Origin of the sequence: Daejeonella sp. (genome assembly GCF_017495225.1) — a bacterium.
Classification (GTDB): domain Bacteria; phylum Bacteroidota; class Bacteroidia; order Sphingobacteriales; family Sphingobacteriaceae; genus Daejeonella.
The window spans coordinates 83,701-109,766 of record NZ_JAFEIG010000014.1; the positions used below are offsets into that span (position 1 = coordinate 83,701).

The 26,066-nt window shown below is 35.0% G+C and carries 26 protein-coding genes; 18 read left to right on the forward strand and 8 right to left on the reverse strand.

The window, feature by feature from the left end:
• Positions 1 to 75: 75 nt before the first annotated feature.
• From fucP to QZ136_RS05520, 7 genes are all read left to right on the forward strand, one after another.
• On the forward strand, positions 76 to 1,332 hold the full coding sequence (fucP, locus tag QZ136_RS05490) for an L-fucose:H+ symporter permease (protein WP_291401232.1): 1,257 nt from the start codon (positions 76 to 78) through the stop codon (positions 1,330 to 1,332).
• Positions 1,325 to 1,654, forward strand: coding sequence for an L-rhamnose mutarotase (locus tag QZ136_RS05495; RefSeq protein ID WP_291401234.1), 330 nt, complete (start codon positions 1,325 to 1,327; stop codon positions 1,652 to 1,654). Before fucP ends, QZ136_RS05495 begins: the two co-directional genes overlap by 8 nt.
• A 6-nt stretch (positions 1,655 to 1,660) precedes the next feature.
• Positions 1,661 to 3,334: an altronate dehydratase family protein gene (locus QZ136_RS05500; RefSeq protein WP_291401236.1), complete on the forward strand. Its 1,674-nt coding sequence runs from the start codon at positions 1,661 to 1,663 to the stop codon at positions 3,332 to 3,334.
• Between the two features lie 20 nt (positions 3,335 to 3,354).
• Positions 3,355 to 4,119, forward strand: coding sequence for an SDR family oxidoreductase (locus tag QZ136_RS05505; protein ID WP_291401346.1), 765 nt, complete (start codon positions 3,355 to 3,357; stop codon positions 4,117 to 4,119).
• A gap of 60 nt (positions 4,120 to 4,179) precedes the next feature.
• On the forward strand, positions 4,180 to 5,037 hold the full coding sequence (locus QZ136_RS05510) for a fumarylacetoacetate hydrolase family protein (protein ID WP_291401238.1): 858 nt from the start codon (positions 4,180 to 4,182) through the stop codon (positions 5,035 to 5,037).
• Positions 5,024 to 5,842 (forward strand): amidohydrolase family protein, encoded by an 819-nt coding sequence (locus QZ136_RS05515; protein WP_291401240.1) that lies wholly within the window; start codon positions 5,024 to 5,026, stop codon positions 5,840 to 5,842. Before QZ136_RS05510 ends, QZ136_RS05515 begins: the two co-directional genes overlap by 14 nt.
• A 62-nt stretch (positions 5,843 to 5,904) precedes the next feature.
• On the forward strand, positions 5,905 to 6,690 hold the full coding sequence (locus QZ136_RS05520) for an SDR family oxidoreductase (RefSeq protein WP_291401242.1): 786 nt from the start codon (positions 5,905 to 5,907) through the stop codon (positions 6,688 to 6,690).
• A 60-nt stretch (positions 6,691 to 6,750) separates the two neighbouring features.
• Here the strand turns inward: QZ136_RS05520 and QZ136_RS05525 are convergent, their stop codons facing one another.
• Both QZ136_RS05525 and QZ136_RS05530 read right to left on the reverse strand, forming a co-directional pair.
• Positions 6,751 to 7,758 (reverse strand): FAD:protein FMN transferase, encoded by a 1,008-nt coding sequence (locus tag QZ136_RS05525; RefSeq protein WP_291401244.1) that lies wholly within the window; start codon positions 7,756 to 7,758, stop codon positions 6,751 to 6,753.
• Between the two features lie 32 nt (positions 7,759 to 7,790).
• The gene (locus QZ136_RS05530) at positions 7,791 to 8,693 is read right to left on the reverse strand and encodes a serine hydrolase (RefSeq protein WP_291401246.1); all 903 of its coding nucleotides are present in this window, start codon (positions 8,691 to 8,693) and stop codon (positions 7,791 to 7,793) included.
• A gap of 80 nt (positions 8,694 to 8,773) precedes the next feature.
• Here QZ136_RS05530 and QZ136_RS05535 point away from each other — a divergent pair, with 80 nt between their 5' ends.
• The gene (locus QZ136_RS05535) at positions 8,774 to 10,252 is read left to right on the forward strand and encodes a M14 family zinc carboxypeptidase (RefSeq protein WP_291401248.1); all 1,479 of its coding nucleotides are present in this window, start codon (positions 8,774 to 8,776) and stop codon (positions 10,250 to 10,252) included.
• A gap of 21 nt (positions 10,253 to 10,273) precedes the next feature.
• Here QZ136_RS05535 and QZ136_RS05540 read toward each other — a convergent pair whose 3' ends face one another.
• On the reverse strand, positions 10,274 to 11,260 hold the full coding sequence (locus tag QZ136_RS05540; protein WP_291401250.1) for an N-acetylmuramoyl-L-alanine amidase: 987 nt from the start codon (positions 11,258 to 11,260) through the stop codon (positions 10,274 to 10,276).
• Between the two features lie 264 nt (positions 11,261 to 11,524).
• On the opposite strand from QZ136_RS05540, the gene QZ136_RS05545 reads away from it, so the two are divergent.
• On the forward strand, positions 11,525 to 12,352 hold the full coding sequence (locus QZ136_RS05545) for an aminotransferase class IV (RefSeq protein WP_291401252.1): 828 nt from the start codon (positions 11,525 to 11,527) through the stop codon (positions 12,350 to 12,352).
• Between the two features lie 62 nt (positions 12,353 to 12,414).
• Here the strand turns inward: QZ136_RS05545 and QZ136_RS05550 are convergent, their stop codons facing one another.
• Positions 12,415 to 12,864, reverse strand: a complete 450-nt coding sequence (locus tag QZ136_RS05550) for a YhcH/YjgK/YiaL family protein (protein WP_291401254.1) — start codon at positions 12,862 to 12,864, stop codon at positions 12,415 to 12,417.
• Between the two features lie 58 nt (positions 12,865 to 12,922).
• Positions 12,923 to 13,948, reverse strand: coding sequence for a sugar kinase (locus tag QZ136_RS05555; RefSeq protein ID WP_291401256.1), 1,026 nt, complete (start codon positions 13,946 to 13,948; stop codon positions 12,923 to 12,925).
• Positions 13,949 to 14,157: 209 nt separating this feature from the next.
• Here QZ136_RS05555 and QZ136_RS05560 point away from each other — a divergent pair, with 209 nt between their 5' ends.
• Positions 14,158 to 14,820 carry a bifunctional 4-hydroxy-2-oxoglutarate aldolase/2-dehydro-3-deoxy-phosphogluconate aldolase gene (locus tag QZ136_RS05560; protein WP_291401258.1) on the forward strand — a complete coding sequence of 221 codons (663 nt, stop codon included), beginning with the start codon at positions 14,158 to 14,160 and terminating at the stop codon, positions 14,818 to 14,820.
• A 343-nt stretch (positions 14,821 to 15,163) separates the two neighbouring features.
• Positions 15,164 to 16,180, forward strand: a complete 1,017-nt coding sequence (locus tag QZ136_RS05565) for a type IX secretion system membrane protein PorP/SprF (protein WP_291401260.1) — start codon at positions 15,164 to 15,166, stop codon at positions 16,178 to 16,180.
• 13 nt (positions 16,181 to 16,193) lie between these two features.
• Here the strand turns inward: QZ136_RS05565 and rpoN are convergent, their stop codons facing one another.
• Positions 16,194 to 17,663, reverse strand: a complete 1,470-nt coding sequence (gene rpoN, locus QZ136_RS05570; protein ID WP_291401262.1) for an RNA polymerase factor sigma-54 — start codon at positions 17,661 to 17,663, stop codon at positions 16,194 to 16,196.
• A 151-nt stretch (positions 17,664 to 17,814) separates the two neighbouring features.
• Between rpoN and mscL the strand changes: the two genes are divergently transcribed.
• From mscL to tsaB, 5 genes are all read left to right on the forward strand, one after another.
• Positions 17,815 to 18,228 (forward strand): large-conductance mechanosensitive channel protein MscL, encoded by a 414-nt coding sequence (gene mscL / locus QZ136_RS05575; protein WP_291401264.1) that lies wholly within the window; start codon positions 17,815 to 17,817, stop codon positions 18,226 to 18,228.
• A 191-nt stretch (positions 18,229 to 18,419) separates the two neighbouring features.
• Entirely contained in the window at positions 18,420 to 18,578 is a 159-nt protein-coding gene (rpmH, locus tag QZ136_RS05580) for a 50S ribosomal protein L34 (RefSeq protein ID WP_079701901.1), read from the forward strand.
• A gap of 78 nt (positions 18,579 to 18,656) precedes the next feature.
• Complete coding sequence (gene rnpA / locus QZ136_RS05585; RefSeq protein WP_291401267.1) at positions 18,657 to 19,046, forward strand: ribonuclease P protein component; 390 nt, start codon at positions 18,657 to 18,659, stop codon at positions 19,044 to 19,046.
• Complete coding sequence (gene yidD / locus QZ136_RS05590) at positions 19,043 to 19,279, forward strand: membrane protein insertion efficiency factor YidD (protein ID WP_291401269.1); 237 nt, start codon at positions 19,043 to 19,045, stop codon at positions 19,277 to 19,279. The genes rnpA and yidD overlap by 4 nt, the downstream gene beginning before the upstream one ends.
• Positions 19,280 to 19,317: 38 nt before the next feature.
• Entirely contained in the window at positions 19,318 to 20,013 is a 696-nt protein-coding gene (gene tsaB, locus QZ136_RS05595; protein WP_291401271.1) for a tRNA (adenosine(37)-N6)-threonylcarbamoyltransferase complex dimerization subunit type 1 TsaB, read from the forward strand.
• Here tsaB and QZ136_RS05600 read toward each other — a convergent pair.
• Complete coding sequence (locus QZ136_RS05600; protein ID WP_291401273.1) at positions 20,010 to 21,449, reverse strand: DUF5723 family protein; 1,440 nt, start codon at positions 21,447 to 21,449, stop codon at positions 20,010 to 20,012. The genes tsaB and QZ136_RS05600 overlap by 4 nt on opposite strands.
• A gap of 6 nt (positions 21,450 to 21,455) precedes the next feature.
• Positions 21,456 to 23,069: a hypothetical protein gene (locus tag QZ136_RS05605; protein ID WP_291401275.1), complete on the reverse strand. Its 1,614-nt coding sequence runs from the start codon at positions 23,067 to 23,069 to the stop codon at positions 21,456 to 21,458.
• An 86-nt stretch (positions 23,070 to 23,155) separates the two neighbouring features.
• On the opposite strand from QZ136_RS05605, the gene QZ136_RS05610 reads away from it, so the two are divergent.
• Together QZ136_RS05610 and priA are read left to right on the forward strand one after the other, a co-directional pair.
• Positions 23,156 to 23,542, forward strand: a complete 387-nt coding sequence (locus QZ136_RS05610; protein ID WP_291401278.1) for a DUF423 domain-containing protein — start codon at positions 23,156 to 23,158, stop codon at positions 23,540 to 23,542.
• Positions 23,542 to 26,025, forward strand: coding sequence for a primosomal protein N' (priA, locus tag QZ136_RS05615; RefSeq protein ID WP_291401280.1), 2,484 nt, complete (start codon positions 23,542 to 23,544; stop codon positions 26,023 to 26,025). The genes QZ136_RS05610 and priA overlap by 1 nt, the downstream gene beginning before the upstream one ends.
• Positions 26,026 to 26,066 lie beyond the last annotated feature (41 nt).

Consider the following 26,066-nt stretch of genomic DNA (forward strand, 5'->3'; position numbering starts at 1 on the left):
TGATTATTTCATTTGATTTACATCATTTGAAAATGTAAAAAGGTAATTTTATTATCAATTGAAATTTAGAATCGTATGGCTAAAAACAAGTATTTCTTCCCCTTTATCATGGTTACTTCCCTGTTTTTTATGTGGGGATTTGTTCATAACCTCGACCCGATTCTAATTCCTCATCTTAAAAAATCATTTAGTTTAACTAATCTACAATCATCTTTAGTCGACTCCTCAGTATTTATAGCTTATTTTTTGATGGCTATCCCTGCCGGCTTGGCAGTTAAGAAATATGGCTATAAAAAAGGAATCATTTTTGGTTTATTGCTGTTCGCCATCGGCTCATTTTTATTTATTCCTGCAGCAGATACAGGAGAATATGTTTTCTTTTTAGGGGCATTATTTATAATTGCATGCGGATTAACCATTCTGGAGACCGTTGCCAATCCCTATGTTTCCTTGCTTGGTGATCCGGAAACGGCAACAAGTCGTTTGAATTTTGCTCAATCATTTAACGGACTAGCAGCAACATTGGCGCCCATAATTGGCGCTCGCATTATTTTAACGAAAGGTTCCTCAGATGAAGAATTAAATGCCATGAGCGAAAGTGCAAGGCAAATCGCACTTGCTGCTGAAGCCTCCAGCGTGAAAGGGCCTTATTTTGTTTTGGGGAGCATCATCCTACTAATTGCAGTCATTTTCTATTTTCTTCGTCTCCCAGAAATTGAGCAAAATGATAATCAAACTGAAAGTAAAAATGTGTTTCAAGCCTTGCGTCATAAACATTTATCTTGGGCAGTTATCGCTCAATTTTTTTATGTTGGTGCCCAGGTTTGTGTATTCAGTTTCTTTATTTTATATGCTGTAGAGGTTGCCCAAATTGATAGGGTGGTGGCTGCAGATTATTTAGGCTGGGGCTGCGGATTAGCATTTATGCTCGGCAGATTTATTGGTGTATTTTTTATGCGTTTTATCAAATCAGAACGCCTCCTAGCAATCTATTCAATCATTTGTATTTTATTGTGTATTCCTGCAATTTTCCTGCAAGGTATAATTGCAGTTTATTCTGTAATTGGAATCGCATTTTTTATGTCAATTATGTTCCCAACTATATTTTCTTTGGGTATCAAAGGACTAGGCAAAGATACGGAGTATGGAAGTAGCTTAATTGTGATGGCTATTGTAGGTGGTGCATTTTTACCTCTCGCTTTTGGATATATTTCTGACCTAAGTGGTACGCTTCAATTTGGCTATATTGTTACCTTAATCTGTTTTGTAGTTATTCTTGCTTTTGCTCTTAAAGGGCATAAAATCGAAAAAAAGGAATTGTCAAATGGATAGATTTTGCTTAACCCTCGACTTAAAAGATGATCCTGCCTTAATTGCAGAGTATGAAACTTGGCATAAAAATGTATGGCCAGAAATTATTGAAAGTATCCGTACGTCTGGGATCGAAAATATGCAGATTTATAGATTTTCAAATAGACTTTTCATGATTATGGAGGTTAATGAGACTTTCAGCTTTGACAAAAAAGGAACAGCCGATGCTGGAAACGAAAAAGTTCAAGAATGGGAAACACTCATGTGGAAATATCAACAGGGAGTCCCAGGTGCAAAACCTGGTGAAAAGTGGGTCTTGATGGATAAAATATTTGAATTATAATTGAACATGAATACTAAGGAAGAAGCTAAGGGGTATCGATTTTTGCAAATCCATCCGGATGATAATGTTCTGGTAGCCCTTCAAAATCTGAGCAAGGGGGAAGAGATTGTTTTTGAAGGTAAAAGCTTTCATTTAAGTACAGATGTATCGTCAAAACATAAGTTTAGTCTGCAAGCTTTAAATGTTGAAGATAAGATCTTTATGTATGGTGTTCTTGTAGGTAGGGCGAGCAAAGCTATTGCTCAAGGCGAATCTTTACGAGTTGATAATGTACACCATGATGCAAACGATTTTGTGCTTTCTGATCGAAAATTAGATTGGCAAAAGCCAGATGTTTCGGAATTTGCTGGAAAAACATTTAATGGTTTCCATCGTGCTGATGGTTCTGTTGGGACTTCAAACTATTGGTTGGTTATTCCGCTTGTTTTTTGCGAAAATCGTAATGTAACCGTACTAAAAGAGGCTTTGGATGAGAAATTGGGCTATAAAAAGGCAAAAAGTTATGAAAATGAGGTTGAAAGTTTAATTTCTCTGTATAAAACAGGAAAATCTACCCAAGAAATCCTTCATGCTGATCTCCAATCTACCCCCGAAGGTTTAAATCAAAGTAAGTTATTCCCAAATATTGATGGTATTAAATTCATTACTCATGATATGGGATGCGGCGGAACACGAATGGATTCGGATGCACTCTGCGGACTCATTGCTGGCTATATCACTCATCCAAATGTTGCTGGTGCCACTGTTTTAAGCCTTGGTTGTCAGCATTCCCAAATAAGTATTCTCCAAAATGAGATTCAAAAACGTGATCCTTCTTTTGCTAAACCTCTAGCAATTTTAGAACAACAGGATTTAGGAACTGAACAAATTTTGATGCAGGAGGCCTTAAAACGTACTTTCGCTGGTTTAATTGAAGCCAATAAAGTGAAACGTGAACCAGCTCCATTGTCTAAATTATGTATCGGATTAGAATGTGGTGGATCAGATGGTTTTTCAGGAATATCGGCTAACCCAGCTCTTGGATACCTTTCAGATATCTTGGTGAGCCTTGGTGGATCAGTTATTTTATCCGAATTTCCAGAATTATGCGGCGTTGAACAGGAGTTAAGTGATCGTTGTGTGGATGAGAAAACTGCTGATCGTTTTATGCATTTAATGCGTACTTATAATGCAAAGGCTGAAGCGGATGGCTCTGGTTTTTATGCAAATCCTTCACCCGGAAATATTAGAGATGGATTAATTACTGATGCCATGAAATCGGCTGGCGCAGCAAAAAAAGGGGGTACGTCCCCAGTAACAGCTGTGCTCGATTATCCTGAAAAAGTAACAAAAATGGGGCTAAACCTTCTTTGTACCCCAGGTTCTGATGTGGAAAGTACCACAGCAGAGGTGGCTTCAGGTGCTAATATTGTATTGTTTACTACGGGTTTAGGAACTCCAACAGGTAATCCCATAGCGCCAGTAATTAAGCTGAGTACCAATACCAATACTTTCCTCAAAATGCCTGATATCATTGATATTAATTGCGGAACTATTATCGATGGTTCAGAAACTATCCAAGAAAATGCGCATAGAATTCTTAACTATGTAATTAGCGTGGCAAATGGTGAGATTCAACCTAAAGCTGTTCAACTGGGACAAGATGATTTTATTCCCTGGAAACGTGGAGTTTCACTTTAAAATTGATTTAAATAATGAATATGTTTAGTTTAAAAGGGAAAATAGCAGTAATTACGGGTGGTGGTAGTGGTATCGGTAGAGGAATTGCTAATGTGTTTGCAAGTCAGGGTGCTTTTGTACATATTGTAGAGCTTAATCAGGATGCCGGTCTGACTGTTTGCGAAGAAATTGAAAAAAATGGGGGTCAAGCCGCCGTTCATGCTTGCGATGTTTCGAATCAAGAAAAAGTTGTTAGCTTATTTAATAGCATCAAACACATTGATATTTTAGTAAATAATGCTGGCATTGCGCATGTTGGAAAAGCGGATACAACTAGTGCCGCCGATTTTGACCGAATTTATAATGTGAACGTGAAGGGTGCCTACAACTGCCTATTTGCAGGTATTCCTCTAATGAAAGCACAGGGTGGTGGCGTAATTTTAAATCTAGCCTCCATTGCCGCTATCGTGGGCGTTGCCGATCGATTTGCCTATTCCATGAGTAAAGGTGCTATTTATGCCATGACGCTCTCGGTGGCCAAAGATTATCTTGCCGATAATATTCGCTGCAATAGCATTTCTCCTGCAAGAGTGCATACGCCTTTTGTGGATGGCTTTATCGCCAAAAATTATCCTGGTAAAGAAGCAGAAATGTTTGAAAAATTATCGAAATCTCAGCCAATAGGCAGAATGGCTAATCCTGATGATATTGCCGCATTAGCGCTCTATCTTTGCTCGGATGAAGCAAGTTTTATCACCGGAAATGATTATCCTATTGACGGTGGATACATTAAATTAAATAGTTAAAATCGAATATAAATTAATTTAAACAATAAAATTGTTCTTTTAAATAAAAATAAGCATACAATGAAATTAATTAGGTGGGGTAAAAACGGTCAAGAAAAAACAGGTGTACTTATCGACGATAAAAAATATGATACCTCGGCTTTTGGGGAAGATTATAATGAAGCTTTCTTCCAAAACAACGGTTTGGAGCGCTTGGCTACTTTTTTAGAGGCAAATCAAGGTAAACTACCTCTAATTGCTGACGATCAACGCCTAGGATCACCTATCGCTCGTCCCTCAAAAATATTATGCATTGGCCTAAATTATGCTAAGCATGCGGCTGAATCAAACATGGCGATTCCTGCAGAGCCAATTTTATTCATGAAGTCAACTACTTCTTTATCTGGCCCCTTTGATCCAATTATTATCCCTAAAGATTCAGTAAAATCGGATTGGGAAGTGGAGCTTGCATTCGTAATTGGTAAAAAAGCAAGTTATGTTTCAGAAGCTGATGCAATGGATTATGTGGCAGGGTATGTGCTTCACAATGATGTTTCGGAGCGTGAATGGCAGTTGGAACGTGGCGGCACCTGGGATAAGGGTAAAGGCTGCGATACTTTTGCTCCTCTTGGCCCCTTTTTAGCCACAAAAGATGAAATTGCAGATCCTCATAAATTGAGATTATGGTTAAAGCTTAATGGCAAAATATTGCAAGATAGTAATACCGACGATCTCATTTTCAACATTCCTTTCCTCATTTCTTATGTGAGCAAATTCATGACTCTTTTACCTGGAGATGTGGTTTCTACTGGTACTCCGGCGGGAGTGGGTTTGGGACTTAATCCGCCTCTCTTCCTAAAGCCTGGCGATGTAATGGAATTGGGTATCGATGGTTTAGGTATCTCGAAACAGGAAGCAATAGCTTATGAAAAAGCTTGATTCTCATCAACATTTTTGGAAGTTTGACCCGATAAGGGATCAATGGATAAATGATGAGATGGAAGTTATTAGACGTGATTTCCTGCCATCGGATCTTAAGCCTATTCTTGATGCAAATGGAATAGATGGATGTATTGCCGTTCAAGCTGATCAATCGGAACAGGAAACGGAGTTTTTACTAAATCTGGCAACCGAAAATGATTTTATTAAGGGGGTTGTGGGCTGGATTAATCTTTGTGCCGAGAATATTGATGAGCGCTTAGATTATTATTCTCAATTTCCATTATTAAAGGGTTTTAGGCATATTTTACAAGCTGAACCGCTCGAATTTATGCTCAAACCCGAATTTATACGTGGTTTAAGGGCTTTAAAGTCTTATGGATTTACCTATGATGTTTTGGTTTATCCGCAACATCTTCCCGCATTTCTCAAAATAATGGATGATCAAGCCTTTGTAATTGATCACTTGGCAAAACCTGATATAAAAAATGCTGTTTTTTCTCCTTGGGATAAAGATTTGAAAGAAATAGCCTCATTTCAAAATGTGTATTGTAAACTTTCAGGAATGGTAACGGAAGCTGATCTTAAAAATTGGAAGAAAGAGGATATTTATCCCTTTATGGATAAAGTTTTGGAGCTTTTTGGTCCCGAGCGACTCATGTTTGGCTCTGATTGGCCAGTCTGCTTGCTTGCAGCCGAATATTCGGTGCTTTGTGATCTAGTGGCTGATTATCTCGCTAAATTGACGCCTTTGGAGCAGGAATTAATATGGTCAAAAAATGCCTCAACTTTTTACAAACTGTAATAATGGAAATTTCGATTAAATGGATCGTATTTCTTATTCGATAATAATTGTAGATTTAATTCATGGATCTTAAACTAACAGATAAGGTAATTATTGTAACAGGTGGTGCTAAAGGCATTGGAGCTGGAATTGTTAAAGTTTTAGCCCAAGAGGGTGCAATACCGGTAATTGTTGGACGAAACGAAGCTGATAATCTGAAATTATTATCTGAAATTGAATCGCTTGGCGGTAAAGCATTCCAAGTTGTAGCTGAATTAACAGAACCAGAAGAATGCGAAAAGGTTGTTAAAATTACACTCCAAAATTTTGGTAAAATTGATGGATTAGTCAATAATGCTGGGGTAAATGATAGCGTCGGACTCGAATCAGGGAATTATCAGAAATTTGTAGATAGTCTCCATAAAAATGTGATTCATTATTATTTAATGGCTCATCATGCTCTGCCTGCATTGAAAGCCTCTAAAGGATCTATTGTAAATATTGGCTCAAAGGTTTCTGAAACAGGGCAGGGTGGGACTTCTGCCTACGCTGCTTCCAATGGTGCTAGAACTGCCTTAACCCGCGAATGGGCCGTAGAACTCCTAAAAGATGAAATTCGGGTAAATGCTGTCATTGTCGCCGAATGTTATACGCCCCTCTATGAAACTTGGATTAATAGTCTGCCCAATCCTGAAGAAAAACTTCAAGAAATAATCAGCAAAATTCCTCTTGGCAAACGCATGACCACAGCGAATGAAATCGCGGATGCTGTAGCATTTTTACTATCACAAAGATCTTCACATACAACAGGGCAATTGATTCATGTTGATGGAGGCTACGTGCATTTAGATCGATCGATAAATCAATAATTTATCTTATATAGAAACATTATTAATTTATAATTTAATTATTATCGATTTTTATTGCATTTATCTATAGAAATTGATTGTAGCAGTATCTCTTATCGCTCCATTATCATCTCTATAAATAAAATAAGCATCTAGTTTTTTATGCTTCTTAAGGAATTGGAAAGCTTTTTCAATGCCCATTCCAATTAATACATTATCATATCCATCAGCATTCATGGCATTTTTTGCTCTGACTGTTACGCTGATAATCTCATTTTGGAGTGGCTTACCGCTTTTTGAATCCATTAAATGGGATATTTTCTTCGATCCACTCTCTATAAATCTCCTATAATTTCCAGAGCTTGTTATAGCACCTTTCTTTAATTCTAAGACCTTTTGGATGATGCTTGTGTCATTAATATTTTGCGTGGCTTGCTCTATCCCAATACGCATGGCTTGTTTATTCGGTTGTTTGTAACCTTTTACTCTGATTTCTCCGCCAAGTTCAATCAGGTAATTTCTCACCCCTCTTTTTTCTAAATGTGCCGCTATTTGGTCTACACTATAACCTTGAGCAATACCGTTTACATCAATTTTTAGGCAAGCCTTTGTTTTTACAAGCATTCTGCCTTTAATTCGGATTTTATCAGAACCAGAACAATTAAGTGCTTGGGCTATTTCTAAATCATTGGGCTGTTTACTATGCTTTAAGGCTCCAAATCCCCAAAGATCTACTAAATTTAAAATGCTAATATCAAATACTCCTTCACTTTGTTTCCAGATTTTAATCGAACGTTTTACCACCGTTGATAGATGCTTATCCATCAATACACCCTGTTCTGAATGATTAAATTTATTGATTAGTGAATAGGGTTTATAAATAGAAAGTGAACTATCTAATTCGCTAAATAATTGATGGATAGATTTACTGCTAACGATCGGATTTTTAGCATAATATGTAATTTGATAACTTGTTCCTTGCGCAAAACCTTCAATGGTAAAAGCTCTTAATTCTACTTCCTTTTTTTTAGGAGTTGAAAATGAGCTTAGCGATAAAAAAAATAGCAATAAACCTAAAAATGAACGCATTGATTCATAACTTAATTAATTCAATATGTATTTCAATCTTCTGACTTTTTTTGATTTATAACATAGTCATAAATCATTTTTGAAATTTTGGCCATGCTTTTAATTGCAGCTTTATCATCTTCCAAATTTTTGGCATGGAAAACCAATACATATTTACGTCCATCAGGAAGAAAAACTATTCCTGCATCGTGGTTTACTCCTGTTATCCAGCCAGTTTTATGAGCTACTTTCACATTTTTGGGTAATTTGGCAGGTATTTTATCGTTGAATTCTTGATCGAGCAAAATTTTAATCATTTCATCAGAAGAAGCTTTATTTACAATTTCTCCTTGTGCCATTTTCGCGAAAATCAACATCTGATCATAAGCTGTACTCGTATTATTTAGGCCTTTTCTAAATGCTTTGCCATCTTCAACCCCACGTAAAACCTGAATATCCTTTGCTCCAATCTCACGCATGGTATTATTGGCATTTTGTGCTCCTACAAGATCAATGATGATATTTGTAGCCAAATTGCTACTTTTTATAATCATGAGGTAAAGAAGATCGTAAATTTTGACCTTGCTACCTATTTTTTCATAGAGTTCAGTATCGCTATCATCTTTGGGGTCTAAAGAGAAAATACTCCCATCTGCAATGCTCTTAAATTCATTTTTGACTGTTAAATAATCATCAATAGAGAACTTTTGCAATGCAGCTTGCTTATATGCTTCAATTAAAATGGGTGTTTTCATGGTACTCGCTGCATGGAAACTTTCCTTCTCATTGATTAAAATTTCTTCACCGCTTGTAAGATTTTTAAATGCTATGGCAAAGGTGCCCTTGTTTTTAGCTAATTCTTTCTGTATTTCCTTTTTTAGATCTTCACTATTGTGATATGTTTGACCACTTATCGGTGTTGTAAATAGCATGATTGATATCAGAAATGTGAACATTTTTCGTTTTTAATTGCTAATAAATTTAAACGAATATAGGAAATGTAAATTTTGTATTTTTATCAATTAATTATTCATTTATGGATTTCAAACGTATAATCTTCACGGCCTTTCTTTTTATTATCGTTCAATTTGGTTTTGCTCAGGATTCTTTAAAAGCAAAAACTGAGCTGGATCAGATTTGGGATAATTATGATCTTTTTCACGAGGCAACAATTCAAAATCGATTTATAAAGCATGCTGATGTGGTTCAATTGATACAGAAGCATGTTAATTCGGGACTTTTTATCAATGAGGAAATCGGTAAATCTGTTCGTGGAAGAAGTATTAATCATTTATCCTATGGTAGGGGTAAGACTAAGGTTTTACTGTGGTCGCAAATGCATGGAGATGAATCAACTGCCACCATGGCTTTGTTTGATTTATTTAATTTTTTATCAGGGAATGATGAATTCGATCCTCTACGTAGGTTGATTAAAAATAATCTGGAACTTCATTTTGTGCCAATGCTAAACCCTGATGGTGCTCAAGAATGGAAGAGAAGGAATGATCTTGAAATTGATATCAATCGTGATGCACGTTTATTAGTGACTCCTGAAGGAAGAACTTTAATGGATATCGCTAAGCGGATTGAACCTCAAATAGCCTTTAATTTACATGATCAGAGTACGCTTTATGCTGCTGGTCGCACCGATAAAACCGCCACAATCTCCTTTTTGGCTCCAGCTTATAACTATCCCAAAGATATGAATGAGAGTAGGAAAAGGGCCACACAATTGATTCTAGAGATGAATGATGTCTTGCAAAGTAAATCCCCAGGCAATGTTGCTAAATACGATGATGCTTTTGATCCTCGTTGTTTCGGCGATACTTTTCAGGCTATGGGTATTTCAACTATTTTAATTGAATCGGGTGGCTTTCGAGCTGATCCTGAGAAACAATTTATTCGCAAGCTCAATTTTTACGCTTTAATAAGGGCTTTAGAATCGATAGCAACTAATTCTTATCAAAGCCAAAGCCTTGCAAAATATGATGCCATTCCAGAAAATAGTCGCTCACTTTATGATCTTCTTATTCGTAATGTTAGCATCACAAAAGAGGGAATAGCATTTAGAACTAATCTTGGGATAAACCTAGCACAAATAAAGGGGCCAAATTTTGCCAGCATGACTTATAATGGTCGTGTGGAGGAGATTGGTGATATGGAACTTAGCTATGCTCATCAAGAAATTGAGGCTTCTACCATGAATCTTGTACCAGGGAAAGTTAAATTTTTAATGAAAGCTGAATGGGATAGCTTGAGTCGTGATGAAGAATTTGAACTTCTAAAAGAAGGTTATTTATATGTAAAACATACAGATTCTCAATCTTCTAGCGGATCAGTAAGCGGAAGAATATTACATCTCACTAATCAGGATAATAGCCCCGTACAAACCGCCACAATCGGTCAGCAGGCTCAATTTATTCTTATTGAAGGTTCAAAACCTCGATATGCCATTATCAAAGGTTTTGTAATTGATTTAACAAAGGAATTACAAGATTTAACATTCCCAGAATAGACCTGGGAATGTTAATTTTTTTTAGTTTGGATAAAATTCTCTAACTCTTTTTTCCTCTTGTAAGGCTTCATCAATTTTGCCTAATTTGTTTAAAATTTCAGCTCTGTATTTATGGCATTCTCCAGCAACATAAGAATCTGGAAATGATTTGGCAGATTGTGTAAATAGATCAAAGGCTTTTTGAAGGTTTTCTTTGTTCTTGCTTTTCATCAATTCTTTAGCATCAAGATAATCTTGGTACCAGCGTTTTGCAATAGGGCTCATGCGCTCTGCCTCTTGAAGTGTAGCAAATGGTGTTGGAAAATCTGATGAGATTTTGGGTTGAATAAGAGGGATACTTCCTGTAAAAAAGTCCTCAATTGCCACCGCAAAGGCAAATGCCTCATTATAATTATGCTCCTTCTGTTTTAAACGTGATTCTTCTTCTGGGTTAGTAAATAATGATGCCTCAGCTAAAACCCCCGGAATGCCATATGTGCCTCGTAGTACAGACGATCCTGCAGATGAAAACACGGTAAAATCTGAAACTATACTTACCGGTACTTTTGTTTTGTACATGTATTTTACCAAGTTTTTAGCTAATTCTTTACTAAAGTTCAGTCCGGCTTTATTTGAGGACGCTAATCCGTGATAATAGATGATCGGAAAATTGACACTAGAATCAGCAGTAGCATTATGATGAATCGAAACGAAGAAATCAGCTTTATTATCTACGGCTAATTTGGATCGAGCATCAAGTGGGACAAAAACATCGCTTGTGCGAGTCATTAAAACTTTAGCTCCCTTGGCCTCCAGAAGATCTTTTAGAATTAATCCTACTCTAAGGTCAATCCATTCTTCACGTTCTCCTGTTGGCCCCTGACGATAACTATCTGTTGCAGCCGTACCACCATGACCGGGGTCAATAACAATAACTTTTCCCTCTAATACAGATGGTTTTTGTGCAAATACTAAATTAAGCGACAAGATTAATGTCAATGCTGTGAAATATAGTTTGGAACTGCGCATGGGTTGAGGTATTATTTGAAATAGTAAATTTTCGATTTATTCGTTTTTTCTTTGATTTTTCATGTTTTTTTCGTATATTAAAATATACAGATGCAATATAAGTGTAAGGATTCAAAACTATTCATAAAAAGTATTAGTGTTAAAAATTTTACCATACGTTGAATCTATAATTTCCTCAGCCTTTATTAGTCATTGCTTTAAATAATTGTTTATTATTGTTTAGGCATTTTTCAGCCTTTATTTTAATGTATAATTTTTGAAATAATGAATAAACTTCATGTATGGCTTAATAATTCTTTAATTCTTGCAGATGAAGCCCAGTTAAGTATCACAGATCTTGCCATTCAGAGGGGCTATGGAATCTTTGATTTTCTCAAAACAATTGATAACAAGGCTATTTTTTTAGAGGATCACCTCGATCGTTTCTTTCATTCTGCAAAGTCAATGCGCTTGGACTTTAAAACAAGTAGAGATGAGCTTAGAAATAGGATCTTAAAGCTTATAGCTATTAATAATTTAGGTGATTCGGGCATTAAAATTATCCTAACAGGCGGTTTTTCTCCCGATGGTTTCACAATTGCTGAACCCAATCTAATTATTAGTCAGCAGAGTTTTCATATCCCAAATAAACTCAATGAAGAGGGGATAAGCCTTATTACTGATGAGTATCAAAGACAATTCTCTGGTGCAAAGACGCTCGATTATCTTCATGCTATTTGGTTACAGCCTGTATTGAAAGAGAAGAAGGCTGACGACGTTTTGTATCATAGCAAAGGATTTATTCGGGAATGTCCAAGGGCCAATATTTTTATTGTTAATAAGGATAATCAGGTATTAAGTCCCGAGTTTGAAATGCTGAAAGGAGTCAGCAGAAAACATGTTTTTCAGCTGTCACAAACTCTATTTAAAACAGAAGCTAGGGATATCAGCTTGGAAGAGCTTCACCAAGCCAAAGAGGTTTTTATTACAAGTACAACCAAAAATATTTTACCCGTAGTAAAAATTAATGGAAAATTGATTGGCGATGGCAAGCCAGGAGAAGTTACACGTACTCTTTCTGAGAAATACATGGAAAAAATTGCTAATTCTTGAATTGGGAATAAAAAAGGGATGTCTTGAGCAATCAAAATATCCCTTTTTTAATAATAATTGAATTAGACGCTTACTTTAACAATAAGCTTTTTAATAACATCATCTCCAATCATGGGTGCATGTACATCCTCAGGAAAGAAAATAGCAAATTGATTGTCAGTTAATTCAAAATACATGTCTGGACCATCATCGTAAAATAGTACATCCTTTTCTGAATTATATTCACCTCTTGGTGATTTGCAGGATTGCCGCGACTTCCAACCCATTTTTTCTTTACCGGTAATGCATAGTTGGATATCAATATTTTGATTATGACATTCAAATTTTGCAGTAGATTCCTCTGTTGTCATTCCTTCTTTTTCGGCAACAATTATTTTTAACCCTTCTTTGAGGTCGGTTTTGCCGATTTCAGCGTTTTTTAAATCGATCGACTTGATGTATTTGAAGGCTTCAGCAAAAAGGGGATGAATGCTGCTATATTTTTCAGCATTTTCTAAACTATCTATGATCATAATTCTATTTTAATTAAAAAAAATCCGCCCTTTTGAGGCGGATTTAAAATGAGTTTATTTATCTCTGAACGCGACCAGAGCCATCGCCACCAACCAGATCTTTAACTTCTGCTAATGTTGCATGGTTTAAATCGCCCGGAATAGTATGCTTAATAGCTGATGCGGCAACGCCAAATTCAGCTGCATCGCTCATCTTCATTCCAGTTACTAAGCCGTAAATGAAACCACTGGCAAATGAATCTCCACTTCCAACACGGTCAACAATTCTAACTTCATAAGATTTGGTATGATAGAAATCAGTACCATCATATACTAATGCTGACCAGCCATTATCAGAGGCACTATGGCTTTCTCTTAGAGTAGAAGCAATATATTTAAAGCCAAATTTTGCTTTCATCTGCTGAAAAACATCTTTGTAACCATCTAAATTAAGCTCACCTTTTGTAACATCTGTTCCTTTACTTGTAAAACCTAATGTAGTATCTGCATCTTCTTCATTACCAATGCAAACATCTACATACTGGCAAAGGCGAGTCATTACTTCTCTCGCTTTTTCCTTGCTCCATAATTTTTTACGGTAGTTAAGATCGATGCTAGTAGTAATTCCTCTAGCTTTAGCTGCTTTTAATGCTGCCTCAGTTAATGCTGCGGCCTTATCGCTCAAAGCAGGGGTAATTCCTGTTGTATGAAACCAATCAGCTCCTTCAAAAATTTTGTCGAAATCAAATTCAGACGCATCAACATCTGCAATAGATGCATCAGCACGGTCGTAAACTACTTGAGATGCGCGCATGGATGCACCAGTTTCAAGAAAGTAAATTCCTAATCTATTGCCACCTCTAGCCATAAATTGTGTATCAACACCATAGCGGCGTAAATGGTTAATTGCCGATTGCCCTAAAGGGTTATTAGGCACTTTTGAAACGAATGTTCCATTGAGTCCGTAATTACATAATGCAGCAGCAACATTCGCCTCGCCACCACCATAAGTAACATCAAAACTATCACTCTGTACAAATCTCTTGAAATCAGGAGTGGATAATCTCATCATTATTTCTCCAAGTGTTACGACTTTCTTAGCCATGATTTATTTTATATTTATATGAAAAAAAGCTTGTTAAAAATTCTTGTTCGTTATAACAAAAATACACTAATGAGCGACAATTAAAAGTCTTAAGCATCTTAAAATCGCATTTTCACTGTAAATTGTTACGAAAAGCTAAGCTTGTTAAGATTGTTTTAATTTATTAATTATTTAAATTAGAGGCGTACTTAGAATCTAATAATACAATAATGAGTAAAAAAACAGAACTTTTAAAATTAATCCCAGAGCAGGGTATATTGCCATTATACTTCAATAAAGATGAAGAAACAAGTATTGAATTATTAAAAGCTTTGTATTCGGCAGGAATTCGCGCCGTAGAATATACCAATCGGGGAGAAGCGGCGCTTGCTAATTTTAAAGCTATGCGTAAGGTAGTTGATTCAGAGCTTAAGGGAATGTATCTCGGAATTGGTACCATAAAAGATGGTAAAATGGCTCAAACATTTATTGATGCGGGTGCCGACTATATTATTTGTCCCGGTTTAGTAGAAAGCGTTGCTGATGTAGCTGATAAGTATGATTTATTATGGGTGCCGGGATGTATGACACCGAGTGAAATTATAAAAGCCGAGACATTGGGTGCCAAAATGGTTAAACTATTTCCTGGCAATATTCTTGGTCCAGGTTTTATGTCTGCAATAAAAGAATTGTTCCCAAATTTATTATTTATGCCTACAGGTGGTGTTGAGCTTGATAAAGCTAATATTGAAGCTTGGTTCAAATCAGGTGTTTGTGCCGTTGGAATGGGAAGTAAATTGGTGAGTAAAGATGTAATGGAAAATAAAAAATATGCCGAACTTATTGCTTCAACCAAAGAAGCCTTGGCGATAATTGATTCTATTAAAAAATAAACTGGTTTTATTATATTTTTTAAAGGCCTAGAGATTTTTCTTTAGGCTTTTTAATATTATAAAAAATTAATTATTTTTTAATTTTAAATTAATATAAAATATATAATTTATTGATTATATTTATAAAAATTAATTACAAAGAAATATTTTATTGATTTTGTCGTTAATTCTGTGTTTTTTTAAAAATATGTCGCTGAAACAAAAATATAATTCACATTGTTTTTATTAAACAAATTTGCTCTTTATATTATTTATTGAAACATTATTTACTACCTTAATCCTGAAATTTAAACCGCAAAGGTTAATATGACAGGGATGAGTAACAGACTCAAAAATTATAAGGATGAATAAAGCGGTAATAACAATATTCTGTATTTTTTTTGGCTTTGCAGCAAAGTCGCAGCAGAAACCACAGTACACACAATACATTCTAAATAATTTTGTCTTAAATCCAGCAATTGCAGGTATAGAGAATTACATTGATGTAAAAGCAGGCTATAGGAGTCAGTGGCAAGGCTTAAGTGGCGCTCCAGTTACTTCCTATGTATCTATACATGCTCCATTGGGTAATAATTTTCGTTATGGGACTTCCACTTCTGTTGCTCAGGGTGGGGGATCAAACCCCAATAACCGCTCATATCTTCAAAATTATATGGCTTCCGAGCCTCATCATGGAGTTGGATTTACTGCGGTTTCAGATAAAGCAGGTCCTATTTCACGTACTGATGTGAATTTAAATTACGCCTATCACATCGGAATAACGGAGCAGATTAATGTTTCTGTTGGACTTGCTGCAGGAGTCTCTAAAATATTCCTCGATAAAACACAGATTCAACTTGAAAACCCAACTGATCAGGCTATGGGTAAGGATAACTTTAATCAGTTTAAGCCTGATATGAGTGCTGGAATATGGTTATATGGTCCGCGTTTTTTTGCAGGTATTTCAGCTCAGCAATTATTAAAAAACCCCATTGGTTTTAGTGATGATCCTGTTAATTACAATCAAGGCAAGAATGTTCCTCACTTTTTTGCAAGCTTAGGGTATAAACTCTATTTGGGTGATGATTTTGCTGCGATGCCTTCAGCATTAATTAAATCAGTAAATCCTGTTCCTGTATCTGTTGATGTAAACCTTAAACTTGCTTACAAAGACCGATTATGGGTAGGAGGAAGTTTTCGTAAAGATGATGCATTTGCCGGAATGGCCGGATTTCATTTAGGTTCTTTTATGAATGTTGGTTATTCTTACGATTTTACAACTTCTGGTTTAAATCGAGTAAGTAATGGTAGCCATGAAGTTGTATTAGGAATATATCTAAACAATAGATATAAGGTTACTTGTCCTCAAAAAAGTTGGTAAGAAAAGCTCAATATTAAAGTTCTTTTCTCAACCTCGCTACAGGTATGTTCATGGCTTCACGGTATTTAGCTACCGTTCTTCTAGCAATATTATAACCTTGTTCTTTTAGAATTTCTGTCAGCTTTTCATCCGCTAATGGGCGTCTTTTATCTTCTTTTCCAATACATTCTTCAAGAATTTTTTTCACTTCTTTGTTAGAAACCTCTTCTCCGCTTTCCATTTGTATAGCTTCTGAGAAAAAAGATTTTAATAAGAATGTTCCAAATTCAGTTTGTACATATTTTGAATTCGCAACTCTCGAGACAGTAGAAATATCCATCCCTATTCGATCTGCGATGTCTTTCAAAATCATTGGCTTTAGATTTTTATCGTCGCCGGTTAAGAAATAATCATATTGATAATGCATGATGGCATTCATCGTTTTAAGTAAGGTTTGCTGACGTTGTTTGATAGCATCAATAAACCATTTCGCAGAATCTAATTTTTGCTTTACAAATTGTACCGCTTCCTTTAGTTTTTTATCTTTTTGAGCCGATTTATCATAATGCTCAAACATGTCTTGGTAAGATCTGCTAACACGTAATTCAGGAGCATTTTTTGAATTTAAGGTCAAAAATAATACGCCATCATTGTTGCTTATATGAAAATCTGGGATAATTTGAAGCTGCTTTGTGGTTACCGCATTCGAATCACCCGGCTTAGGATTTAGTTTAAGGATCTCATGAATTACTTCTTTAAGCTCCTCAGAATCCATATTTAAGGCTCTCTCAAGCTTGTCATAATGTTTTTTGGTGAACTCATCTAAGTAATCTTCAACCACTCTTATTGCTTTTACAACAGATTGTGTTTGCTCTCTTTTTTGAAGCTGTATCAATAAACATTCTTGCAAATCTCTTGCGCCAACTCCCGCTGGATCAAATGTTTGAATAACTTTTAATATTTCTAATACCTCCTCCTCCTCAGCAAATACATTTTGTGAAAAAGCAAGGTCATCAATTAGTGAGTTTATTGGCCTTCTTAAATAACCATCATCATCTAGGCTTCCTATAATCTGCTGACCAATTCTAAAGTCCTTGTCTGATAAGGGTTCTAGATCCAGCTGTGCTTGTAAACTTTCGAAAAATGAATTTTGTACCGCAATGGGAATTTCCTTTCGCTCATCATCATCATCACCGTTTTGTTCATATTTTGATCCAAAGTCATTAATGTTGTCGTCTTGTAAATAATCATCAACATTAAACTCATCCATGCTTTCTTGACCATCTTCCGAATTGAAAGTATCATCTGGATCGCGATCAGGATACTCTTCAATGGGTTCATTCATGTTCGCCAAACTTAAATCTTCAAGGGCAGGGTTTTCTTCAAGCTCCTCTTTAATTCTTGTGTCAAGTGATACAGTGGGTACTTGCAACAACTTGATGAACTGAATTTGTTGTGGAGAAAGTTTTTGAAGAAGCTTTTGCTGGAGATTTTGTCTTAACATGATAGAAATTCTAATACAAAATTACACAATTAATGGCGTATGGAATAGATAAATTGTAATTTTTGTAAACATCTTCACAGCAAATTGTTTTTGTTTAAGTTAAATAAAAAGTTTATAATTGTAGATTATAGTAAAAAATATTAAAATAATTATGGCAATTGTTAAAGAGTTTAAAGAATTTATATCTAGAGGTAATGTGGTTGATTTAGCTGTCGGGGTGATCATTGGAGCCGCATTTGGAAAAATTATTACCTCATTAGTTGATGATATTTTGATGCCACCATTAGGTTTTTTAATTGGTGGGGTTGATTTCTCTGAAAAGAAACTTGTTTTAGTTTCAGCAGACGCTATTAATAAGGTAGAAGAAGTTGCTATTCGTTATGGTAATTTTATTAATGCAGTTATTCAGTTCTTAATTGTTGCATTTTGTATTTTTGCGGTTATAAAAACCATTAATACGCTGAAACGTAAGGAAGAAGCCGCACCAGCAGCCGCTCCTGCACCTGGTCCAGAAGAAACACTTCTTGCAGAAATTAGAGATTTATTGAAACAACAAGCTAAATAATTAAGGGCTTTTGCTTAATAAAGCTTTTTTTAAAGAGCGAAAATTTAAAATGATGGATTTTTATTTCATTAAATCCATACAAATGCCTTTTTGAAAAAACATTTGCTTATTTTAAATCTTTGTTTGAATTGTGAAAAATCAAGCTTATATTTGCATTCCTGTTTTTTAGAGTAATAATAGATTAAAAAGTCATGAAAAGAACATTCCAGCCTTCTCAAAGAAAAAGAAGAAATAAGCACGGATTTAGAGAGCGTATGAGCAGTGCAAACGGAAGAAGGGTATTAGCTTCTAGAAGAGCTAAAGGTAGAAAGAGACTATCAGTATCTGACGAACGTCGCCATAAAGCATAATTTTGATTGTATTTTCGTAGTCTTTTACGATCTTGTAGATCATTATCTGCTTGATTATAGGCTAATTAAACAATCAAAATGAACAGTTTTAACAAAGAAGAACGATTATGTAACGTAAAGCTTATTGATAAGCTTTATCATAATGGTTCTTCTTTTTTAGTTTATCCTTTCCGTATTATTTGGTTAGTTGCCGATTCAGATCTGCAATTTCCAGCTCAAATACTGATTAGTATTCCCAAAAAAAGGTTTAAGAAGGCTGTAGATCGAAATTTACTCAAACGTCGAATTCGTGAAATTTATCGTTTAAATAAGTCTGAACTGCTTTATTCATTCCTCAATCAACGTTCAGAAAAAATAATTTTCGGTATTAATTATATTGGAAACGAAATAGCTGAATATCCATCTTTAGAAAAGAAATTTATCAGCGCTATTCAACGTTTAAAGAAGAATATTTCTGAATCAGTATGATAGGTAAATTAATAAATAAGTCTTTCTCTGCACTGTTCCTATTGCTGATTAAATTTTATCAGTATTTAATCTCTCCAATTCTTGGTCAATCCTGCCGATTTAATCCAACTTGCTCCCAATATGGTTTGGAAGCAATTAGGAAACATGGACCATTTAAGGGTGGCTGGTTAACTGTTAAACGTATCGCTCGCTGTCATCCTTGGGGCGCTCATGGCCATGATCCTGTACCTTGATGTTTTTTATCTGTTGATAATTTAGCTCCTTTGCAAATATGAAAAATCCTTTGATCTTACTTATCGAAACTGCTACAACTACTTGCTCAGTAGCATTAAGCGAAAATGGACATATAATTGCCCTTAAGGAGCTCAATGAATCTAATATTCATGCCGGTCAAATCACACTTTTTATCGAGGAAGTGATGTTAAACGCTGAGAAAAACTATTCTGATTTACAGGCTGTTGCGGTTAGTATGGGCCCAGGTTCTTATACCGGATTGAGAATTGGTGTTTCTACAGCTAAAGGACTTTGCTATGCTCTTGATATTCCCCTAATTGCAATTGATACCATAGAAGCAATGGCCTCTGGTTTGTTAAAATCTGTTGATTTTCCAGAAAATAGTCTTTTAATACCGATGATAGATGCCAGAAGGATGGAGGTTTATACAGGTATTTATCGAAAAGATTTGAGCCCTGTTGAAGCCGTAAGCGCCAAAATTATTGATGATAACTCATTCAGAGAATTTGATAATTATGAGCTATTCCTTTTTGGGAATGGTTCAGATAAATTTAAAACATTATTCTCAGGTCAAAAAAACATGCATTTTTTAGATTTTTCAACATCAGCAGCACATTTAAATGCCTTGGCATTGCAAAAATTTAACCAAGTACAATTTGAAGATGTAGCTTATTTCGAACCTTTTTATCTGAAGGATTTTCTAATTACAAGTCCTAAGAAAAGCAATATTTAATCTTTCTTCTTAACTAATCTCTTTAAAAATCCCCCATTAGGATTTTTTGTAAAGCCCGGAATTTGAGTCGCGTTGGCAGAATGCTCCATGACTCTTCCAAATTTTACAGCAAATCCTAAATAAAATGATACTCCAGTATAGCCACTAGGATAAGTGCTTTGATTTTTAAGGCTATTCTTGAAGAATTCAATTGATTTTATGAAATGATCACTGCCGCCATAGAATTCAACATTAGGCTTTTTAATCATAAACTGTCCGCCTAATTGTAAAAAACCATTCGTATTATAATTTGCCAAGCCTGTAAACACATACTGTTTTACATGGAAATTATTTACCAAGGCGATATCTCCTCCCTTGTAGTAAACGCTTTTCGATAGAATTAAATTCGGACGGTAATTGCCAAAATTTTTATTGATTAAAAGCTCTGCTTTACCATTTAATACACTCGCATATGATTTATTTTTAGATAGCGCACTTATATTTTTATCAATACTATCTGCAAGTCGCTCATCTGCACTTTCATTTGAAGCATTATTAATTATCATTTTTCCTGTGTCAAAATCATATTGATAGGAATCTTTATTCCACTTAATGAATCCCACATCTTTTAAATTTCCCATTATAAACCAGCCATCACGCAATTTATAGCTCGCACTTGCGGTGACTGATAATCCGGGATTTTTAAAGTTGGGTTTAAGCATTTCATTTTGAAACTTGTTAAACTTGAAACTTGATCTTAAGCTTCCAGCCAATGAAACCTCCATGATATCGGCTAATTCATCAATTTCAATATCTGATTTTGAAACTTTTAAATTACTATAACTAATACCACTTAAGACACTAAATTTTGCTCCAATAGCCAATCGTTTTGTAGGATTTTGTCGGTAGGATAAACTAAATTGATGATAGTTTTGATTATAAGCATTTACATTAAATAGGTCGTCTACAGAATTGCCATTGAATATCCGATAGTCATCAAATACAGCAAATACCTCATTTGTTACTTCGGCTCGTGTATCACTTCTAATTTGCCATGATACACCTATTTCTTGGTACTTCTTGACCGATTTTAATATTCGAAGCATCGCTATATAATTATTCGAATTTAAAGTAAGGGTGTTTTTTCTGTTTTGTCCTAAAACAAGATCTCGCCCATTAAATAAACCATTGTAAATTAATTTCTTAAACGCAGATTCTGCAGGACCAGAAAAGGTGGTGTTGAAACTAATCGTGGGAATAAAAAAATTGAAGGCTATTCGTTTACTGGTATCCACTTGATAGGCTCTTTGGGATGGGTTTTCGAAACTATCATAGAGCGTGCGACTATTATAAAGGGAAAATTGTTGTGCATTTGCCGTAATAGCTGACAATAAGATAAAGGTAGCTAAAGTGAAAAAAATTCTCAATAATTTCTGTTGGAATTGAGTTTTGCTCATTTAATTTTAATTAATGTCTAAACTATCTACGTTTAAAACAGATTCTTGTATTGTTGATGATTTGTACCCGGTATAAATATTAGTCAAAAAATGACTTTTATTACTTGTTAACTGGTAAGAAAAGGCATAAAGATCACTAATCCCACTTTTATTTGTTCCAAAATTTCCAGCATAATTCCTTTTCAATAAATCCTGCAACAAGCTTCCCGAATTACTGAAATGAAGTAAGAATGAAATATTACTTTGATCGCTGACATATTGGTCAAACTGCTTATGCGTATCCATATTTACAAGAAATCTATTAGAATTATAATCCTTTACATATCTCTGTAAGGTGCCAGGCGAATTTGAAAGTATCAGTAAATTGTCTTGAATCATGTAAAATGGCTTCACGTATTTTTTTAATGGTTCGCCCCAATAATAATAAAATATGTCGCCATAATTCATTTTTTTTATATTTTCAGAATAGGATGAACTTAAAATCTCCATGAAAAATTGCATTTGTGTGCCGTTTTTCAGTTTAATAATTGCTAAATTCTCAAATGTTGAAAGCTGAATAATTGAAAATTCATTGCCCCATAATTTTTGAATGTCTCGATCGGGATTTAAGCCTGTCTCCAATGTAATTTTTTTCATCTGCTCCCCTAGCTTTTCCAATTCTTTATTCTCTTTGAATAGTGCTCTTAGATCAGATTGATATGCTTTAAAATTGGATAAACCATAAATGATTGAGTTAGCAGTATTATAAGGTATAATCTGTTTTAGGCTATTCTTTACGGGCGATTGATTCAAAAATAACTTTATATATGCACCTTGATTAGGTTCAAGACGGCTTTCTCCATTGAACATTAAAGCATCTTTTTTATAGTTTAAAGTAAGACTCGAATAGCCTGAAAAACTCTCAAATAATGCGAAATTACCACTAATCGTTCTCTTTAAAAACGGACTTATTAAGGCCCTTTTATTATAATTTATAAAAAGATTTACTAATGCATTTTCATCTTTTTTAATGCCTTCATTAATAATTTTAATGAATTCGGAATTAATTTTAGTTGATTTTTTGTTAACACTTCTAAGTAGTAAATCCTTATTGGAGCTTCCTCTGGCAATCCCTTGATCAATTATGAAATAAAATGGATATTCAGGATACTGGGTTTCAATTCGAAAGATACTTAAGCCATTCTCTTTTAGTTCCTTAAGTTTGTATTCATTATTCAGGTTTAAAAGTTTGATTATGTCATCTTTTTTTTGTATATTAATGGTGTTGATTGACCATAAATAGTGTACGCCATTAGTGTTGGAGGGATGAAATGATAAGAATACCAATTGATTTTTGGTTAGGGGTTCTAAAAAGGTGTTTTTTGCAATAAATTTTCTTAAAAATCCTATCTCTGCCTTCTTTTGTGGACCTGCAATGGTATCGAAAAGTGTGTTCTCATTCAGTATATCGAATAAATCTTGCTCATGTTGGAATTGCAAAATTAAGCTTGCATCAGATGGTATTTCAGATAATAACCTAGTATTATTGCGGCTATCAACGTGCAAATTTGAGAAGTATAAATATGCAAAGACTCCCACAGTAATTAATAAAACCGTGATTAGTCCAATAATTTTTTTCATCGATGGTAATTTAAGCAAATTTAAATTTTTATGAATCAAATAAGAATTGCAAACATGTTTATTAAATTAGCAATCAAATTAATAACATGAATAAACGTATAATTATTGCCGCCTCCATCTTTGGAATGATTGCTGTGATTTTAGGAGCTTTTGGAGCTCATACCCTAAAAGGCCGTCTCAGCTCATCCGAGCTTGAAGTATGGAAAACAGCAGTTGATTATCATTTCTACCATACTTTTGCACTTTTGTTCTTATCTACTTTTTCAAAGAAAAATAGTCGTGCTATCAACTTATCTGCCTGGTTTTTTACTATAGGAATAGTCCTTTTTTCTGGTTCTTTATATTTAATATCTACGAAAGAAATTTTAAATATTTCTCAGATTAGTATTATTGGTCCGATTACACCCATCGGGGGACTCTTTTTTATTATGGGATGGGTAAGCCTTCTTGTTGCCACGCTAAAAAATAAATAATGCTTGAGTTTAATGAAAATGAAGGCATTGTTCGAAAGACAATTTTTATTGAGGTAATTCTACCATTAGCAATTTCCAAAACCTATACGTACCGTGTTCCACATGAATTAGTGGAAAATATTGCCATTGGAAAGCGCGTAGTTGTGCAATTTGGTCGTAGTAAAATTTATACTGCTATTATTTGCCTGATTACTGAAACACCACCGGCACTTTATGAAGCAAAATATATCATAGATGTTCTTGATAATGAGCCCATTGTTAATGAGTATCAGTTAAAATTATGGCAATGGATGTCGGATTATTACCTCTGCCATCTGGGTGAAGTGATGCAAGCTGCGCTTCCCTCTGCCTTAAAACTTGCCAGTGAAACTAGAATTGTCCTCAATACTTCTGAAGAAATTGACAAGAGTATCTTATCCGATAAGGAGTTCCTAATTGTTGATGCTCTTGAGCTTCATCCTGAGTTAAGTGTGAGCGATATCAGTAAGCTTCTAGGACAAAAGACGGTCTTTCCATTGCTTAGGGCACTTTTTGAGAAGAATGTAATCATCATCTCTGAAGAAATATCCGATAAATTTAAACCTAAAAAGAAGGCTTTTATCATTCTAAATCCTCAATACAAAGAAGCAGAAAATAGAAAGGCTTTATTTGAAGTATTAGAGCGTGCCCCAAAGCAATTAGAGGTCTTACTCGCATACTTCAAGCTTGAAAAACAACAAGATGAGATTTCTAAAGCAGATCTTATTGAGACATCTGGGACTTCTGCTTCTGTTATTAAAGCATTGATTGATAAGGAGATATTTATCCAAGAGGATAAGGTGGTTAGTCGTTTAAGTTCAGTTGATCTAGAAGATATCCGCAACTTTGAACTAAATGAGGCTCAGTCTTATGCTCTTCAAGAAACGGAGCAATTACTCAATGAAAAGGGGGTGGTTTTACTCTATGGTGAAACATCATCTGGCAAGACTCAAATTTACATTCGTTTGATTGAGCAAATGTTGCTTAAAGGGGATCAAACATTATACCTTCTTCCTGAAATTGCCTTAACTACCCAGGTTATAGAGCGCTTGAGAGAGCATTTTGGCGGACAAATTGGTGTTTATCATTCTAAATTTAATGATAATGAGCGTGCAGAGGTATGGCAAAAGGTTTTAAAAGGGGAGTATAAAATCGTTTTGGGTGCCCGCTCATCTATTTTCCTGCCTTTTAAGAATTTAGGTTTAATTGTAGTAGATGAAGAGCATGAATCTTCCTATAAGCAATATGATCCTGCTCCACGATATCATGCGAGAGATACCGCAATTTATCTAGCACATTTACATAAAGCTAAAATTGTTTTGGGATCAGCCACTCCAAGTATGGAGAGTTTTTATAATGCAAAAATCAAAAAATACGGTCTAGTTACTCTAAAGGGACGTTTTGGAGGGGTTAAATCTCCTTTAATTGAAGTGGTTAGTATTGCTGAAGAGACTAAGCGAAAAACCATGCAATCGCATTTTACGTCGGTTTTAATTAAAGAAATTAAAGAAGCTTTGGAGCGGAAAGAGCAAGTTATTTTATTTCAAAATCGCCGTGGTTATACTCCCGTTTTATTATGTACTACCTGCGGATATACTCCAAAATGTATTAATTGTGATGTGAGCTTAACTTTTCATAAAAGCAGTGCCAAGCTACATTGCCATTATTGCGGATATAAGCAGGATATCTTAAACGCTTGTCCCGCTTGTGGTTCTACACGAATAGAACAAAAGGGCTTCGGTACCGAAAAAATTGAGGATGAGCTGCAGCGGATATTTGAAAATGCGCGTATAGCACGTATGGATCTTGATTCAACACGTACTCGTAACAGTTTTCAAGTGCTTTTAAATGATTTTGAGGAAGGTAAGATTGATATTTTGGTCGGGACTCAAATGGTTGCAAAGGGCTTAGATTTTGGAAATGTGACTACCATTGGCATTATAAGTGCAGATAGCATGTTAAATTATCCTGATTTCAGGGCTTTTGAGCGAAGTTATCAGATGCTTGCACAAGTATCCGGTCGCGCAGGCAGACGTGCAAAGCAGGGTAAAGTGATTATTCAGGCTTATGATACATCCCACAGGATTATAAGTCAAGTGATTAAAAATAATTACGAAGAAATGTTCGATACAGAGATTTTGGAGCGTAGAAATTTCCATTATCCACCACTTTATCGCTTAATTCAGCTGGATGTGAAGCATAAGGATATCTCAAAACTTGTTGTAATTGCAAATTCATTGGCTAAAATATTAAGAGCGCAATTTGGGGATCGTGTTTTAGGTCCTGAAGCTCCAATGATTAGTAGAATTCGTAATTATTACATCCAAACTATTTTAATTAAGGTTGAAAGGGAAGGAGTGTCGATTCAAAAAATCAAAGAAGCGCTTCAACAAATTTTGATTCACTTTGATAGTCAGCCAGTTAATAAAGGCGTTTATATGCATATTGATGTTGATCCTTATTAAAAAACATTCTTATTTTTCTGACTAATTAATTTCCATAAACA